Raw genomic sequence first — 15,448 nt, forward strand, 5'->3', positions numbered from 1 at the left:
TGCATTGGACGTATGTCTTCCGGCCGGGGAGAGTCGGCGTCGTGAGCACGCTCGCCCTCGACCGCACCGAACCCGGCTACCACCCGGGCATGCCCGACTACCGCCGTGTCGTCGGGGCGCTGTTCGCTGCCGGGTTGGGCACCTTCGCACTGCTCTACAGCGCCCAGGCCCTCCTGCCGGAGTTCGTCACCGAGTTCGGCGTCTCCAGCGGATCCAGCACGATGGCGTTGTCGGTGACGACGCTCGGCCTGGGGGTCGCCCTCCTGGTCGCGGGTCCGGTCTCCGACGCGATCGGTCGCACCCAGCTGATCCATCTCTCCCTCGCGTTGTCCTGTTCCCTCGCCCTCGCGTGCGCAGTCGCGCCGACGTGGGAGGCGCTGCTCGCGCTGCGGTTCCTCGAGGGCGTTGCCCTCGCAGGTCTGCCGGCGGTCGCAACGGCCTACCTGCGCGAGGAGCTGCACGCGTCCACGCACGCCCGCGCCGCCGGTCTCTACATCGGCGGTACCGCACTCGGCGGTATGGCGGGGCGGCTCGTGACTGGTCCGGTCGGGGAGGTCGCCGGGTGGCGCTGGGCGCTGGTCTCGGCGGCGTTGCTCGGGATCGGGTGTGCGGTCGCCGTCCGTCTTCTCCTGCCGCCCTCGCGTCACTTCAGCCCCGGCCCGTCCGACGTGCGCACGGCCGTCCGGATGGGGCGCCGCGCCCTGTCGGACCCGGCGCTGCTCGCGCTCTACGGCGTCGGCGCCTGCACGGTCGGCGCTCTCGTCGCGGCGTTCAACGCGGTCGGGTTCCGGCTCGCCGAGCCGCCGTTCGGCCTGGGCTTGGCGGCTGCCAGCCTGGTCTTCCTCGTCTACCCGCTCGGCACCGTGAGCGCGACGCTGTTCGGTCGCCTCGCCGACAGGTTCGGCCGGCGTGCGGTGATGCCGGCAGGCGCCTTCGTCGCGATCGTGGGAGTGGGCGTGACGTTGCCGGACGCGTTGCTGGCGGTCGTCGCCGGGCTCGGGCTCATCACCGTCGGATTCTTCGCCGTCCACGGCGTCGCGAGCGGCTGGGTGCCCGCCCGGGCGCACGCCGGCGGAGTCAGCACCGCGCAGGCCGCGTCCTTCTACCTCTTCGCCTACTACCTCGGCTCGTCGGTGTTCGGCAGCCTCGGTGGTGCGGCGTTCGCCCGCGGTGGCTGGGCGCTCACCGCGGCCTTCGTGGCGTTGCTGCTGACCGTGGCCGGCGTCCTCTCGTTGGTGCTGCGGCGCACGCCGGTGCTGGTGGTCACCCCAGCGCCCTGAGCTCCTCCAGGAACCGCTCGGTCGTCTCCGGCGGGCGTACGGCGATCCGCACCCACGAGCCGTCGAGGCCGGGGAACGTGTCCGCACGTCGTACGGCGACGCCCCGCTCCCGCAGTCGCGCGTGCACCCCGTTGCCGACCCGTGCCAGCACGAACGAGGCGGTCGACTCCAGGAAGCGAACACCGAGCTCGTCGAGCCCGGCCTCGAGCTGCTTGCGCCAGTCGGCGATCTCCTCAGCCCGCCGGCGGGACTCCTCGGCAGCCTCCGGCGTGCAGCACGCCTCGACAGCCGCGGCGGCGGTGGTCGACACCGACCAGGGCACCTGGCCCGCGGCGAGCGCCGCGACCGTCGCCGGATCGCCGGTGAGGTAGCCGGCGCGGATGCCGGGGATGCTCCAGTGCTTGGTCAGCGACCGGAGCACCACGAGACCGTCGTGGCGATCGCGCACCAACGACTCCGGCTCGCCCGGCACGCAGTCCATGAAGGCCTCGTCGACGACGACCGTGCGTCCGGGGCGGAGCAGGGCGCGGATCGCTGCGGCGGGATGCAGCACGCCCGTCGGGTTCGTCGGGTTGCCGACGACCACCAGGTCGGCGTCGTCGGGGACGGCAGCTGGGTCGAGCGTGAAGGGCGACGCGAGGACGACCTCGCAGACCTGGTGGCCGGCCTGCTTGAGTGCTGCGTGCGGCTCGGTGAACTGCGGGTGCACCACGACCGCCTTCCGCCACGGACGCAGGCGGGCGACAAGGGTGAAGGCCTCGGCTGCGCCGGCGGTGACCACGACCTCGTCGGTGGGACGCCCGTGGAGGGTGGCGACAGCGGCGCGCGCCCGGTCGCTCGAGGGGTAGGCGCCGACCTCGCTGAGAGAGGCGCGCAGCGCGGCGTCGAGCCACGGTGGTCGCGGGCCGGCGTAGACGTTGACCGCGAGGTCGAGGAGGTCGCCGACCTCGACGTCGCCATGATGGCGGAGGGGGTGCCGGAGCGGATCATCCACGGACGGCCTCCGCGAAGCGCCGCGCGAGCTGGGGATGGCCGGCCCAGTGGGTGTGCAGGTAGGACGCGTGGAGCGTCGGCGAGGCGAAGCCGACCTGGTCTCCCTCGACCGTCCACGCGGGCGTGGCACTGGCGCCGGGGGTGACGGTGGTGCGGTGGAACTCGTGTCCGGTGACGACCTCGCCGACGCGCGTCAGGAGCGAGTCGCTGACAGCCGTCGCCTCGGGGTAGCGCAGCGTGAGCCGTTCGGTCATGACGGCGTCGGCGTCGAGGACGCCGGCCATCGGGGCACCGTCGAGGGTCTGGCACAAGTAGAGGAGACCCGCGCACTCCGCAACGGTCGGGAGGCCGTCGAGCACCGCCGTCCGGATCTCGTCGCGCAGGTCGACGTTGTCGGAGAGCGCCTTGGCGTGGACCTCCGGGAAGCCGCCGCCCAGGTAGAGGCCGCGGGTGCCAGCCGGCAGCGAGGTGTCGGTCGCCGGGTCGAACGCCACGACCTCGCACCCCGCGGCCTCGAGCAGCTCGGCGGTCTCCGCGTAGCGGAACGTGAAGGCGCGGCCGCCGGCGACGGAGACGCGGGGCGCCTTGGTTTCGAGGCTCGGCGCTGGCGCGCCTCGCATCTCAACCAGCGGGGTCGGCGACCAGGGCTCCACGTCCAACTCCGGCGCGCTCCGCGCGAGCGTGAGTACGGCGTCCAGGTCGATCGTCTCCGCGATCCGCTCCGCGAGCCGGTCGACCACGGCGGCGGCCTCCGCGCGCTCGGCGGCAGGGACCAGGCCGAGGTGGCGCGACGGCGTGGCGAGGTCGGGGTCGCGCGGGACGACGCCCAGGACGGGGAGCGAGATGGAGTCGCGGACCTCGGCTGCGTGGCGCGGTGATCCGGCCTGGTTGAGGATCACGCCGGCGATCTCGATCGTGGGGTCCCAGGTCGCCATCCCGTGCACGACGGCGCCGATCGAGCGTGACGAGCGGGAGATGTCGACGACGAGCACGACCGGGGTGCGGGTCAGCGCAGCAACGTGAGCGGTGGAGGAGAAGCCGCGGGTGCCGATGCGGCCGTCGTACAGGCCCATCACGCCCTCGATGACCGCGACGTCGGCGCCCTGCGCGCCGTGGAGGAGCAGTGGCGCGACGGTCGACTCGCCGACCAGGTGCGGGTCGAGGTTGCGGCCGGGGCGGCCGCACGCCAGTGCGTGGTAGCCGGGGTCGATGTAGTCGGGGCCGATCTTGTGGCCGCTGACCTCGTGACCCGCCCGCCGCAGCGCGGCCATCAGACCGGTGGCGATGGTCGTCTTGCCCTGGCCGGTGGCCGGTGCAGCGACGACGAAGCGGGGGAGGGTCACCACTCGATGCCCTTCTGGCCCTTCTGGCCGGCGTCCATCGGGTGCTTCACCTTCGCCATCTCGGTGACCAGGTCGGCCACCTCCACGAGCTTCGCGTCGGCCCTACGGCCGGTGATCACGACGTGCTGGTGGCCCGGCCGGTTGGCGAGGGTCTCGATCACGTCGTCGATGTCGATCCAGCCCCAGTTGATCGGGTAGGTGAACTCGTCGAGCAGGTAGAGGTCGTGCTCCTCGGCGGCGATCCGTCGCTTGATCTCGGCCCAGCCCTCGGCGGCTGCGGCGGCGTGGTCGTCCTCGCTACCGCCCTTGCGCGACCACGACCAGCCCGAGCCCATCTTGTGCCACTCGATGCTGCCGAAACCCGCGGGCAGCTGCTCGAAGGCGGTCTGTTCGCCGAGCCGCCATTTGGCCGACTTCACGAACTGGAAGATGCCGATGCTCCAGCCCTGGTTCCAGCCGCGCAGGGCGAGGCCGAACGCGGCGGTCGACTTCCCCTTGCCGTCGCCGGTGTGGACCATCACCAGCGGCCGGTTGCGGCGCTGCTTCGTGGAGAGTCCGTCCTCCGGCGTGACGAGTGGCTGTCCCTGTGGCATCAGGCCCTCCAGCCTTCGTGGTGGATCGCGTCGGTGAGCGGTCGGCGGGCGCGCCAGCCGTGCCGTTCGAGATCGGGCACTGTCTCCAGGTGGGAGACCGTGCCCAGGCAGAGCCAGGCGATCGGCCGGACGCCCTCGGGGATGTCGAGGAGGTCGGCCAGGAACTCCTCGCGGTAGAAGGACACCCACCCGACGCCGAGGCCCTCGGCGGTCGCGGCCAACCAGAGGTTCTGGATGGCGAGCACGGTCGAGAAGAGCCCGGTGTCCGCGATCGCGTGCCGACCGAGCACATGGGTGCCGCCGCGCTGCTGGTCGTGGGTGACGACCACGCCCATCGACGACTCGCAGATGCCCTCGATCTTGATCTTGTCGAAGGTGCCGCGCCGCTCCTCGGGGAGGGACGCAGCGAAGGTGTCCCGTTCGGTGGCGACGTGGTCGCGGAAGGCCCCACGGGTCGCTTGGTCGCGCACGACCACGAAGTCCCACGGCTGGCTCATGCCCACGCTCGGCGCCCGGTGGGCGGCCTCGAGGACCCGCAGCAGCTGGTCGTCGGGCACCGGCTCGCCCGTGAACTCGGCTCGGACGTCACGGCGCCGGGCGATGACGTCATAGAGCGCGGTGCTCATGCCGCCCTCCCGCGGGCGACGGCGACCAGGGCCTCGGCACTGACCTCCGCGACGGGGACGTGCTCGGCGCCGAGCACGTCGGCGAGCACCCGGGCGAGCCCCATCTGCATCGGGCCGCTCTCGCAGTCGATGACGATCGAGGCGACGCCCGTCGCGGCGAGTCCGGCCGCGACCGCTCGTGAGCGCTCGACGGCGTCCTTGCCCGCGGTTGCGCGACCGTCGGTCACGACCACGAGCAGCGCGCGGCGCCGTGGGTCGCGGATCCGCTCGAGCTCGAGGATCTTCGTCGCCTCCAGGAGCCCCTCGGCGAGCGGCGTGCGCCCACCCGCCGGCAGCCCCTCGAGTCGCGCTGCTGCGATGTCCACCGAGCTCGTCGGCGGGAGGGCGAGGTCGGCCTGGTCGCCCCGGAACGTGATCAGTCCGACCTTGTCGCGCCGTTGGTAGGCATCGAGCAGCAGGCTGAGCACGGCGGTCTTCACCTGCTCCATCCGCTTCCGTGCCGCCATCGACCCCGAGGCGTCGACGCAGAAGAGCACCAGGTTGGACTCGCGTCCCTCGCGGACCGCAACGCGGAGGTCCTCGGTCGTGAGCCGCAGCGGCCCCGAGGTCCGCCCGCGGGCGTGCTGGTGGGGGATCGCCGCCCGGATGGTCTCGACGAGGTGCAGGGATCCGCCGCCGGCCGTGGGCCGCTCGGCACCGACTCGGCGGCCGGTGTCGGTGATCGCACGGGATCGGCGGCCCGCTTCACCGCTGCCGATGCCGCGGACCGCGAACTTCTTCGTCCGGTACGGCGACGCAGCGGTCGCCGTCGTGCCTCCCGTCGGCGCGGAGGGGCTGGCGTCGTCAGGAGCGTCATGCGGTTCGCAATGTGGAGGGTGCGCGTCGTAGGACGTCCCGTCGTCCGTCGAGCCTGGACCAGGATCGCCAGGACCGTCGGGATCTGGATCCGGATCCGGATCCGGGTCCGGCTCGGGGTCGAGGTCGTCCTCGCCCAGCGCCTGGTCGAGGAGGTCGTCGTCGAGGCCGGGGCTGTCGAACGGGTTGCGCCGCCGTCGGTGGGGGAGGGCGAGGCGGGCGGCGACCTCGATGTCCTCGAGCACGACGACCTCCCGCCCCTGCCACGCGGCATGGGCCACGGCCGTGCGGGCCATCACGATGTCGGCGCGAAGACCGTCGACCTCGAACGCCGCGCAGACCTCCGCGATCCGCAGGAGAGCCGCGTCGGACAGCACGACCTCGGGCAGGCTCTTCCGGGCGGCCGCGATCCGTGCCTCGAGAGCTGCCTCGCTGTCGGCATAGGCCGCAGCGAAGGCGTCGGGGTCGGCGTCATGGGCCATGCGTCGTCGTACGACCTCCGCGCGCAGCGCGGGCTCGCGCGGCGCCGCCACCTCGACCGTCAGCCCGAACCGGTCGAGCAGCTGCGGGCGCAGCTCACCCTCCTCCGGGTTCATGGTGCCGACGAGGACGAAGCGGGCGTCGCGCTCGACGGAGATGCCGTCGCGCTCGACGGTGACCCGCCCCATCGCGGCCGCGTCGAGGAGCACGTCGACGAGGTGGTCGTGGAGCAGGTTGACCTCGTCGACGTAGAGGATGCCGCGGTGGGCCTTCACGAGGAGGCCGGGTTGGTAGTCAGCCCGGCCCTCGGAGAGCGCGCTCTCCAGGTCGATCGAGCCGAGCACGCGGTCCTCGGTTGCCCCGATCGGCAGCTCGACCAGGCGCGGCTGGTGACCCTCGACCGGCGGCAGCACGGCCGCCAACGCGCGCACGATCGTGGACTTCGCCGTGCCCTTCTCGCCGCGCACGAGGACGCCGCCGACCTCGGTCGAGATCGAGGTCAGGATCAGGGCGAGCGCCATCGGGTCGGGCCCGCCGGGTGCGTCGACATCGGCGCCGACGACGGCGCTGAAGGGATAGCTGCGCTGCGACGGTGTCATGCGCGGGTCCTTCCCACGGAGTAGAGCCAGGACTCGCCCGCGCCGGCATCGGCGAGAGCGCGGCCGACGAGGATCACCGCGGCCTGGCGCAGGCCGGCCGCCTCGACCTGGTCGGCGATGTCGCCGACGGTGCCGCGCAGCACCACCTCGCCGGGTTGGGTCGCGCGGTGCACGACGACGACCGGGCAGTCGGTGCCGTAGTGGGGCGCGACCTCCGCCATCAGGTCGCGGGTCCGGGTGATCGCGAGGTGCAGCACGAGGGTCGCCCCGGTGGCGGCGTACGCCGACAACGACTCGCCCTCCGGCATCGCCGTCGAGCGCGCCTGGGTGCGGGTGAGGACGACCGACTGGGCGACCAGCGGGACGGTCAGCTCGCGGCCGATGAGCGCGGCCACTGCGGCGTAGGCGGGCACGCCGGGGGTGACGTCCCACGGCACCCCGGCCGCGTCCAGGCGTCGTCCCTGCTCGTGCAGCGCGGAGTAGAGGGAGGGGTCACCCGACGTCATGCGTACGACGTCGAGGCCTGCACCGTGGGCGTCGGCCATGACGGCGGTCATCTCGTCGAGGTCGAGCTTCTGCGTGTCGACGAGCCGGGCATCGGGGCGGCAGTGGCCGAGCACCTCGGCGTCGATGTAGGTGCCCGGGTAGAGGACGACGTCAGCCTCGGCGAGCAGGCGGGCGGCGCGCAGCGTGATCAGGTCGGCTGCGCCGGGACCGGCGCCGACGAAGTGGACGCTCATCGTGCCTCCTTCTGGAAGGTCCATTGGGTGACGGTCCGGAGTGGCTCCAAGCCGGTGCGGCCACCGAGCGGGGCCGCGTGCTCGACCGAGATGCGGGTCAGCTCGCCTCCGTGCCGGTGGTAGGAGGAGGCGAGGAGCTGTTCGGTCTCGAGGGTGACGCCGTGGGCGACCAACCGCCCTCCCGGCGCGAGCGCGTCGAGGGCGAGCGCAAGGACGTGCTCGCTGGCGCCACCGCCGACGAAGACGGCCTCGGGCGTGGGCAGCCCGACCAGGGCTTCGGGGGCACGACCGGTCACCACCTGGAGGCGAGGAGCGCCGAGGCGGGCGGCGTTGCGGACGATCCGCTCACCGCGCTCCACGTTGCTCTCCACCGCGACCGCCTCGGTCAGCGGGTGGGCGCGCAGCCACTCGATCGCGACCGATCCCGCTCCGGCGCCGATGTCCCAGAGGAGCGCGTGTGGTCGTGGGGCCAGCCGGGAGAGCGCGCTCGCCCGGAGGTCGCGCTTGGTCAGCTGCCCGTCGTGCTCGTAGGCGTCGTCCGGGAGTCCGGGGGCCCACGAGGTGGTGTCGGAGGCGCGACCGTCCAGGTCGAGGGCGAGCACGTGGAGCCGGGGCAGGCCATCGGTCCAGGTGTCGTCAGCCGTGCCGTCGATCCGCGTCTCCTCGGCCGAGCCCAGATCGCCCAGGACGGTCATCCGGCTCGCGGTCAGGCCCTCCTCGCGGAGCAGCTTCGCAACTATGGACGGCGTGGTCTCGTCGGACGAGAGGACGAGCAGCCGCCGACCGGGAGCGAGCTCGCGGCGAAGGGTGTCGACGTCGCGTCCGACCAGGGTCACCACCTCCGACGACTCGGCCGACCAGCGCATCCGGGCTCGCGCCAGGCTGACCGACGAGACGGCCGGGTGGGCCTCCACCGCGATGCCCAGCGCGCCGAGGGTGGTGGCGATGCCCGAGCGGTAGGGGTCGCCGGAGGCGAGGGCGACGATCCGTTGACCGTCGTACTCCTGGAGGAGGGTGGGGAGGTCGGACAACGGCCGCGGCCACGCCCGACGGACCTGGCCCTCGACGGGCGGCACCAGGTCGAGGTGACGGTCGCCGCCGAGCAGGACCTCCGCGGCACGCAGGTGCTCCCGTGCCCCGTCGGCCAGGCCGGACCAGCCATCGGCGCCGATGCCGATGACCCGGATCACTCGACCCACCGCGGCGTCCAGACGGCACCGGACCGCGTCACCCGCGTCGTCGACGCGCCGATCAGCAGCAGGCACTTCATGTCGATCGAGTCGGCGTCGAGGGCGGCGAGGGTGGTGACCTCGAGCGACTCCTCTGCGCGGCCGACGTCGCGCCCGACGATCACGACGGTGTCGGGGGAGCGGTGCTCGAGGAGCAGCTTCTGGGCCTCGACCACCTGCTCGCGCCGCGAGCGTGACGCCGGGTTGTAGATGCCGAGCACCAGGTCGGCCTCGGCGATCGCCCGCAGACGGCGCTCGATCACCGGCCAGGGCTTGAGCCGGTCGGACAGGCTCACCACCGCGAAGTCCGCACCGATCGGCGCGCCCGCCCGGGCCGCGACGGCCTGGATCGCGCTGACGCCGGGGAGCACACGAACCGGCACGTCGGCGTACTGCTCGCCCTCGGCCGCCTCGTAGACCGCCGCGGCCATCCCGAACACCCCCGCGTCGCCGCCGGACACCACCGCGACCCGCTCGCCCTGCTGTGCGAGGTCGAGCGCGAAGCGCGCTCGGTCGACCTCGACGGTGTTGCCGGAGGCGTGGCGCGTCAGGCCCGCACGCTGCGGGACCCGGTTGACGTACGGCGCGTAGCCGACCACGTGGTCGACCTCGGCCAGTGCTGCAGAGGCTTCCGGGGTGAGCCAGCCGTCCGGTCCCGGACCCAACCCGATGACGAGGAGCTCGGCGGCCTTGGTCTCGCGGGCGTCCGCTGGGTGAGGTGCGAGCGCAGCGAGCCTCGAAACCGAGGCATCCGTCTTCCGCATCCGCTCGCCCGTCGCCTCTCGCCCCGAGTCGCCTGGCACGACGATCAGCGAGAAGTAGGGGACGGTAGCGGGGTCGACCTCGGCAACAGGGAGCCAGCGCTCCTCGGGCATGGACGCACGCTCGATGTAGCGGGCACCCTCGAGGCGACCGGCGGCCGCCAAGGCGTTGCGGACGGCAGGGAAGGTCCGTCCGAGCTTCATGATGATCGCCCCGTCGGTGTCGGCGAGGCGGCGCGCGAGCTCGGGCTCGGGCAGGGTGCCGGGCAGCACGGTCAGCACGTCAGTCTGTCGCACGAGCGGCAGGGCGAGCCCGGCGGTGGCAGCGACGTAGGCCGGAACTCCCGGGACGACCTCGGTCTCGAACCGGTCCCGCAGGCGGTCGACGAGATACATCGAGGAGCCGTAGAAGAGGGGGTCGCCCTCGGCCAGCAGGACGACGTCGCGACCCGCCTCGAGGTGAGCGGTGACCCGGTCGTCGCACTCGTCGTAGAAGTCCGCCAACGCGCCGACGTAGCCGCCGGGGTGGTCGGTGGTGCCGGTCGTGACCGGGTAGCGCAGCTCCTCCTCGACGGCGCCCGTCGGGATGAGGTCAGCGGCGATGCGCCGTGCGTGGGACTGCTTGCGGACCCCCGCGTGGTAGGCGACGACGCCGGCCTCGCCGATGATGCGTGCGGCCTTGCGGGTGATCAGCTCGGGGTCGCCGGGGCCGATGCCGACGACGGAGAAGCGCCCCTTCATTCGGCCTCCTGGGCGAGTGCGTTGATCGCGGAGGAGGCCATCGCCGAACCGCCGCGGCGACCCCGGACCGTGACGAACGGGACGTCGATCCCGTGGTCGGTCGCGAGGGAGGCCAACGCCTCCTTCGACTCGCGTGCGCCGATGAACCCGACCGGGCAACCGACGATCGCTGCCGGGCGCGGGCCGCCCGCGACCAGCATCTCGAGGAGGTGGAAGAGCGCGGTCGGCGCGTTGCCGATCGCGACCACGGCGCCCTCCAGGTAGGGCTCCCACAGCGAGACCGCTGCAGCGGTGCGGGTGGTCCGCCAAGCCGCCGCCATGTCCGGCACGGACGGGTCGTTGAGGAAGCAGAGCACCTCGTTGCCGGCCGGCAGCCGGCCGGCCGTGACGCCCATCGCGACCATCCGCGCGTCGCAGAGGATCGGGGCTCCGGCGGCCAGCGCTGCGCGCCCGGCGCGCGCGAGGTCGGGGTGGATGACGAGGTCCTTGACCAGGTCGGTCTGCCCGCTGCCGTGGATCATCCGTACGGCGACCTTCTCCGCCTCGGGTGGCACACGGGAGAGGTCGGACTCGCGCCGGATCGTGGCGAACGAGTCGACGTAGATCGCCGGGCCGTCGGCCACGTAGTCGTAGAGCCGCGGCGGGGGACTCAGGGTCGGAGGGAGCGTCGGGCTCAGATCAGTACGCCGTGCCATGGGGTGATCACCACCTGGGAGGTCTGGGCGGCCCAGGTGGCCGCCGTCGTCGGGTCGATGCCGTCGGTGACGGCCACGTGGTCGCCGCCGGGGACGGGGCCGTAGGGCAGGGGGACGTCGGTGCGGTCCTGACGTGCGAAGTCCTCGTCGAGGTGCCACGGCGCGTCGGGCGCGTCGCCGCGACTGCGCACGAACTCCTCCGCGAGCTCCACCAGTACGCCGGCCGCCTCGTCCAGCCGCAGGATGTCGGCGAGCCCCGGGCCTACCCGCAGGCGAGCGGAAGACTCGTCGAGGGCGTCGAGGCCGAGGTCGACGTGGCGACCGCGGACGTCACCACGTCCGTCGTCGAGGGTGAAGAGGAACCGCCCGGGCAGGCCGGCGAGGGCGGGGGAGGCGCAGATGGCGCGGTCGAGGTCGGCGACCACCGGACGAAGATCGGCGAGTCCGCCCGCGCGACCCGTCTGCGGCGAGCAGAGGACGTTGCGGGCGAGGTCGTGGGCTCGGGAAGGCAACAGGCCGGTCGCCTCGATCGCGGCGACGACCTCAGTCGGCAACGTCGCGTCGACCCGGGGGAGGGCACGGAGCTGCAGGTTGGACCGGCCGGTGACGCGGACCCGCCCGTCGCCGTACTCCGCGGCGACGGCGGTGAGCGCGACCAGCGACGCGGTGTCCAGCTGCCCGCCGGGCACCCGGATCCGCACGAGCGCACCGTCGTCGGCGGGCCACGGACGCAGCACGCCGGGGCACCGGTCGGGGCGCGTCCGCGCCGTGGCGGACGGCCCGAGATCGATAGCGCTCACGGCGCTCCTCGCAAGGTCTCGGGCTTTACGCGTCGCCCGCGGATGACCTCGCGGCGGCTACCGCAAGGGCCAGCAGGTCTTCGGACTCGGGATCACTCGGCACGGGGCGCCTTCCCAGGTCCCAGCCCGAAAGCTGAGTCCCAGTGACATCTATGCCCCGCCCGTCACCCACACCGCTGCGCGTCAGTCCCGGACTCTCACCGGGTTCCCTGACCGCCATCTGCATGGAGGTCGACTGGCCCTGCGACCCTACCAACCCGGCGCGACCCGTGCGGAGGCCCAGTAGGTTGACGGACATGCCAGCCCTCGCCGACGTCGTCAGCCTGATCCACGACTGGTACCCACCCGCCACGGCCGAGGCCTGGGACGCGGTCGGTCTCGTCTACGGCGACCCGGCTCAGCACGTCAAGAAGGTCATGTTCGCCGTCGATCCGACGCCGGAGGTCGCGGCCGAGGCAGCCGACTGGAAGGCCGACCTGCTGGTCGTCCACCACCCGCTCTTCCTCAAGCCGGTCCACGGGTTCGCGGCGACCACGCCCAAGGGTCGGACCCTCGCCACGCTCGCCGCGGCCGGCTGTGCGCTGCTCACCGCCCACACCAACGCCGACCAGGCCGTGGGTGGCGTCTCCGAGGCGCTGGCCCTCGCGCTCGGTCTCACCGACCTCGAGCCGCTGGTCCGGGCTGCAGCGGAACCGCTCGACAAGCTCACGGTCTTCGTGCCGGCCGACGCGGCCGCGCCGGTCCGGGCAGCGCTGGCCGAGGCCGGAGCCGGGACGATCGGTGACTACGACTTCGCATCGTTCAGCACGCCTGGAGAGGGTCGCTTCCGCCCGCTCGAGGGCGCGGAGCCGACGATCGGCACGGTCGGCGAGATCGAGACCGTCGCCGAGATCCGCATCGAGGTCGTCCTCGCGCGGCGCCTGCGCAGCGACGTCGTCGCGGCGATGCTCGCCGCCCATCCCTACGAGGAGCCCGCCTACGACGTGGTCGAGCTCGCCGATCCGGGCCTGGTCACGACCGGCACGGGCCGGGTGGGCACGCGGCCGCAGACGACCCTCGCCGAGTTTGCGCAGGCCGTCGCGGCCGCGGTGCCGGAGACCCACCACGGCGTCCGCGTCGCCGGTGACCCGGACCGCGCGGTCCGGAAGGTGGCCGTGTGCGGCGGGGCGGGCGACTTCCTCCTCGACCAGGTCGCGCGCTCCGACGTCGACGTCTACGTGACCAGCGACCTGCGCCATCACCCCGCGGCGGAATTCGTCGAGAAGGACGGCCCGGCGCTCGTCGACATCGCCCATTGGGCGGCCGAATGGACCTGGCTCCCGGTCGTCGCGGCCCGCCTCGACGAGGCGCTGGGCAACGACGTGGAGACCCGGGTGAGCACGGTGTGCACCGACCCCTGGACAATGCGCCTATGACGACGGTGGCAGCACAGTGAAGGCCGACCCCTCCGCGCAGCTGCGGCTGCTGGATCTCCAGCAGCTCGACTCCGCCGCCGACCAGCTTCGGCACCAGCGCGCCCACCTCCCGGAGTCGGCTCAGATCGCTGAGCTCACCGTGCGTCGCTCCGACGTACTCGGCCGCAGCCGCGACCAGCAGATCGTCGTCGACGACCTCACCTCCGCCCAGGAGAAGGCCGACGCCGACGTCGAGCAGGTGCGCGCGCGTCGCAAGCGCGACCAGGACCGGATGGACCAGGGCCTGATCGCCAACCCCAAGGACCTCGAGCGCATGCAGCACGAGCTCGAGTCGCTCGAGCGCCGCATCACGACGCTCGAGGACGAGGAGCTCGAGGTCATGGAGGACCTCGAGGCCGCCCAGACCGAGCTGACCGCGATGCAGACCGACCTTGCCGAGACCGACGAGCGGCTGGCCGAGGTCACCGCCGCCCGCGACGAGAAGTACGCCGACATCGACGCCGAGCTCGCTCGCGTCGCCGGCGACCGGGTGCCGGTCGTAGCCGACGTGCCTGCTGAGCTGCTCGGCCTCTACGACAAGCTGCGCGCGAGCAAGGCTGGTGTCGCCGCGTCGGAGCTGCGGGCCCGCCAGTGCGGTGGCTGCATGATCAGCCTCGACCCGGCTGAGCTCGCCGTGATCCGGGCCAAGGCCGACGACGAGGTCGTCCGGTGCCAGGAGTGCCAGCGGATCCTCGTGCGCACCAGCGAGAGCGGACTCTGACCGTGGCCGGTCGGCCAGATGGTCGGTCGGGCGGTCCCCGCTCGGTCGTCATCGAGGCCGACGGCGGCTCGCGGGGCAACCCCGGGCCGGCGGCCTACGGCGCCGTGCTCAAGGACGCGGACACCGGTGCGGTCATCGCCGAGGACGGCACCACGATCGGTGTCGCGACCAACAACGTGGCTGAATACTCCGGTCTCATCGCTGGTCTCGAGCTCGCCGTTGCCTACGCGCCCGGTGCTGCGATCGAGGTCCGGATGGACTCCAAGCTCGTCGTGGAGCAGATGAGTGGCCGGTGGAAGATCAAGCACCCGGGCATGGTGCCGCTGGCCGAGCGGGCCAACCGCCTCGCGCCGACCGGCACGACCTACACCTGGGTGCCGCGCGAACAGAACAAGCACGCCGACCGACTCGCCAACGAGGCCCTCGACGGGAAGCGGAGCGGCATCACCGTCGCGGCAGAGGCGTCCGATGAGGACGAATCGCTCATCGAGGAGATCGAGAGCCCGTCGTCTGCCATCGGCGTTGACCAGGCGGGCGAGGCGCCGAAGCCGTTCGGCGCGCCCACCACGTTGATCCTGGTGCGCCACGGCGTCACGCCGCACACCTCCGGCAAGCGCTTCTCGGGCGGTCTCGGCGGTGACAACCCCGGGCTCAGCGAGGAGGGGCGCGAGCAGGTCCGCGCTGCCGCGGTATGGCTGTCCGGGCTCAAGGACAAGATCGACGCGGTCGTCGCCTCGCCCGTGCGCCGCACCCGGGAGTCGGCCGAGATCATCGCCGCCGAGCTGGGCTTGCCGCTGGAGGAGGAGCCCGGCTTCGCGGAGATGGAGTTCGGTGCGTGGGACGGCCTGACTTTCCTCGAGGTCGCCGAGCAGCACAAGGAGAGCTTCGAGGCCTGGCTCGGTTCGACCGACTCGGCGCCGCCGGGCGGCGAGTCGTTCCGCGCGGTCGAGGAGCGGGTCCTGGCCGGACTGGCGAGGGTCTTGGAGCAGCACGCCGGCCGCACCGTCGTCGTCACCAGCCACGTCACGCCGATCAAGACCCTCGTGGCCCACGTCCTCAAGGCCCCGCTCGACGCGGTCTTCCGGATGGAACTCAGCCCGGCGTCGGTCAGCGTCGTGTCGTTCTTTCCCGACAAGTCCGCCCCCGACGGCTCGGGCTACCGCGCCGCGATGCGCCTCTTCAACGCGCTGCCGCCGGGCGACCGGTCGCTGCTCGACAACGGCCGCTGGTAAATCCGGCGGGAAGGCACATCGCGCGATGCCATGCTGTCCGCATGCGCACTTCGGTCACGCTGGATCCCGATGTCGAACAGATCATTCGCGAGCGGATGTCCGGTCACGGTGTGTCGTTCGAGCGCGCGCTCAACGATGCGATCCGGGAGAGCCGCTCCGTTCGGCGCGAAATCGCCTTCGAAACGATGACGTCCGACACGGGCGCGCCGAGGGTCGACCTGACGAAGGCCAACCAGCTCGCAGGTGAGCTCGAGGACGATGCCATCATCGAGAAGATGCGTCACGGCCGCTGAGCGCGTCGCCCCG

At 72.7% G+C, this 15,448-nt stretch carries 15 protein-coding genes and 1 riboswitch; of the genes, 5 read left to right on the forward strand and 10 right to left on the reverse strand.

All coding sequences use genetic code 11. The features are described from left to right. The first annotated feature begins 41 nt into the window (after positions 1-41). On the forward strand, positions 42-1,280 hold the full coding sequence (locus tag F0U44_RS16450; protein WP_246160565.1) for an MFS transporter: 1,239 nt from the start codon (positions 42-44) through the stop codon (positions 1,278-1,280). Here F0U44_RS16450 and cobC read toward each other — a convergent pair. From cobC to F0U44_RS16500, 10 genes are read right to left on the reverse strand one after another with little or no spacing between them, the layout of a single operon-like run. Next, positions 1,264-2,274: an Rv2231c family histidinol phosphate aminotransferase CobC gene (cobC, locus tag F0U44_RS23580; protein WP_246160567.1), complete on the reverse strand. Its 1,011-nt coding sequence runs from the start codon at positions 2,272-2,274 to the stop codon at positions 1,264-1,266. The genes F0U44_RS16450 and cobC overlap by 17 nt on opposite strands. Continuing rightward, positions 2,267-3,616 carry a cobyrinic acid a,c-diamide synthase CobB gene (locus F0U44_RS23585; RefSeq protein WP_246160569.1) on the reverse strand — a complete coding sequence of 450 codons (1,350 nt, stop codon included), beginning with the start codon at positions 3,614-3,616 and terminating at the stop codon, positions 2,267-2,269. Before F0U44_RS23585 ends, cobC begins: the two co-directional genes overlap by 8 nt. Beyond that, the gene (gene cobO, locus F0U44_RS16465) at positions 3,613-4,209 is read right to left on the reverse strand and encodes a cob(I)yrinic acid a,c-diamide adenosyltransferase (RefSeq protein ID WP_149729457.1); all 597 of its coding nucleotides are present in this window, start codon (positions 4,207-4,209) and stop codon (positions 3,613-3,615) included. The genes F0U44_RS23585 and cobO overlap by 4 nt, the downstream gene beginning before the upstream one ends. Next, positions 4,209-4,835: a 5,6-dimethylbenzimidazole synthase gene (gene bluB, locus F0U44_RS16470; RefSeq protein WP_149729458.1), complete on the reverse strand. Its 627-nt coding sequence runs from the start codon at positions 4,833-4,835 to the stop codon at positions 4,209-4,211. Before bluB ends, cobO begins: the two co-directional genes overlap by 1 nt. Further along, complete coding sequence (locus F0U44_RS16475) at positions 4,832-6,769, reverse strand: VWA domain-containing protein (RefSeq protein ID WP_246160571.1); 1,938 nt, start codon at positions 6,767-6,769, stop codon at positions 4,832-4,834. The genes bluB and F0U44_RS16475 overlap by 4 nt, the downstream gene beginning before the upstream one ends. After that, entirely contained in the window at positions 6,766-7,509 is a 744-nt protein-coding gene (gene cobM / locus F0U44_RS16480; protein ID WP_149729459.1) for a precorrin-4 C(11)-methyltransferase, read from the reverse strand. The genes F0U44_RS16475 and cobM overlap by 4 nt, the downstream gene beginning before the upstream one ends. After that, entirely contained in the window at positions 7,506-8,708 is a 1,203-nt protein-coding gene (gene cbiE / locus F0U44_RS16485) for a precorrin-6y C5,15-methyltransferase (decarboxylating) subunit CbiE (protein ID WP_306461719.1), read from the reverse strand. Before cbiE ends, cobM begins: the two co-directional genes overlap by 4 nt. Then, positions 8,696-10,240 carry a precorrin-3B C(17)-methyltransferase gene (cobJ, locus tag F0U44_RS16490; RefSeq protein ID WP_149729460.1) on the reverse strand — a complete coding sequence of 515 codons (1,545 nt, stop codon included), beginning with the start codon at positions 10,238-10,240 and terminating at the stop codon, positions 8,696-8,698. Before cobJ ends, cbiE begins: the two co-directional genes overlap by 13 nt. Continuing rightward, positions 10,237-10,935, reverse strand: a complete 699-nt coding sequence (locus F0U44_RS16495) for a precorrin-8X methylmutase (protein WP_149729461.1) — start codon at positions 10,933-10,935, stop codon at positions 10,237-10,239. The genes cobJ and F0U44_RS16495 overlap by 4 nt, the downstream gene beginning before the upstream one ends. After that, entirely contained in the window at positions 10,914-11,735 is an 822-nt protein-coding gene (locus F0U44_RS16500) for a ferredoxin-like domain-containing protein (RefSeq protein ID WP_246160573.1), read from the reverse strand. The genes F0U44_RS16495 and F0U44_RS16500 overlap by 22 nt, the downstream gene beginning before the upstream one ends. 54 nt (positions 11,736-11,789) lie before the next feature. Then, positions 11,790-11,989, reverse strand: a riboswitch (cobalamin riboswitch). Between the two features lie 42 nt (positions 11,990-12,031). On the opposite strand from F0U44_RS16500, the gene F0U44_RS16505 reads away from it, so the two are divergent. From F0U44_RS16505 to F0U44_RS16520, 4 genes are read left to right on the forward strand one after another with little or no spacing between them, the layout of a single operon-like run. Next, positions 12,032-13,150 (forward strand): Nif3-like dinuclear metal center hexameric protein, encoded by a 1,119-nt coding sequence (locus F0U44_RS16505; RefSeq protein WP_149729462.1) that lies wholly within the window; start codon positions 12,032-12,034, stop codon positions 13,148-13,150. A gap of 16 nt (positions 13,151-13,166) precedes the next feature. Next, on the forward strand, positions 13,167-13,910 hold the full coding sequence (locus F0U44_RS16510; RefSeq protein WP_188113524.1) for a zinc ribbon domain-containing protein: 744 nt from the start codon (positions 13,167-13,169) through the stop codon (positions 13,908-13,910). Between the two features lie 2 nt (positions 13,911-13,912). Continuing rightward, positions 13,913-15,142 (forward strand): bifunctional RNase H/acid phosphatase, encoded by a 1,230-nt coding sequence (locus F0U44_RS16515; RefSeq protein ID WP_149729463.1) that lies wholly within the window; start codon positions 13,913-13,915, stop codon positions 15,140-15,142. A 41-nt stretch (positions 15,143-15,183) separates the two neighbouring features. Beyond that, a complete protein-coding gene (locus tag F0U44_RS16520; RefSeq protein WP_149729464.1) occupies positions 15,184-15,435 on the forward strand; it encodes an antitoxin in 252 nt (83 codons plus the stop codon). Positions 15,436-15,448: the final 13 nt, after the last annotated feature.

The organism is Nocardioides humilatus (assembly GCF_008373755.1).
Taxonomy (GTDB): domain Bacteria; phylum Actinomycetota; class Actinomycetes; order Propionibacteriales; family Nocardioidaceae; genus Nocardioides; species Nocardioides humilatus.

Bases quoted from the DNA above. Each gene is read 5' to 3' on its own strand.
- F0U44_RS16495 (WP_149729461.1), bottom strand. From the start codon at position 10,935: ATGGCACGGCGTACTGATCTGAGCCCGACGCTCCCTCCGACCCTGAGT.
- cobO (WP_149729457.1), bottom strand. From the start codon at position 4,209: ATGCCACAGGGACAGCCACTCGTCACGCCGGAGGACGGACTCTCCACG.
- F0U44_RS16505 (WP_149729462.1), top strand. From the start codon at position 12,032: ATGCCAGCCCTCGCCGACGTCGTCAGCCTGATCCACGACTGGTACCCA.
- cobM (WP_149729459.1), bottom strand. From the start codon at position 7,509: ATGAGCGTCCACTTCGTCGGCGCCGGTCCCGGCGCAGCCGACCTGATC.
- bluB (WP_149729458.1), bottom strand. From the start codon at position 4,835: ATGAGCACCGCGCTCTATGACGTCATCGCCCGGCGCCGTGACGTCCGA.
- cobJ (WP_149729460.1), bottom strand. From the start codon at position 10,240: ATGAAGGGGCGCTTCTCCGTCGTCGGCATCGGCCCCGGCGACCCCGAG.
- F0U44_RS16475 (WP_246160571.1), bottom strand. From the start codon at position 6,769: ATGACACCGTCGCAGCGCAGCTATCCCTTCAGCGCCGTCGTCGGCGCC.
- F0U44_RS16520 (WP_149729464.1), top strand. From the start codon at position 15,184: ATGCGCACTTCGGTCACGCTGGATCCCGATGTCGAACAGATCATTCGC.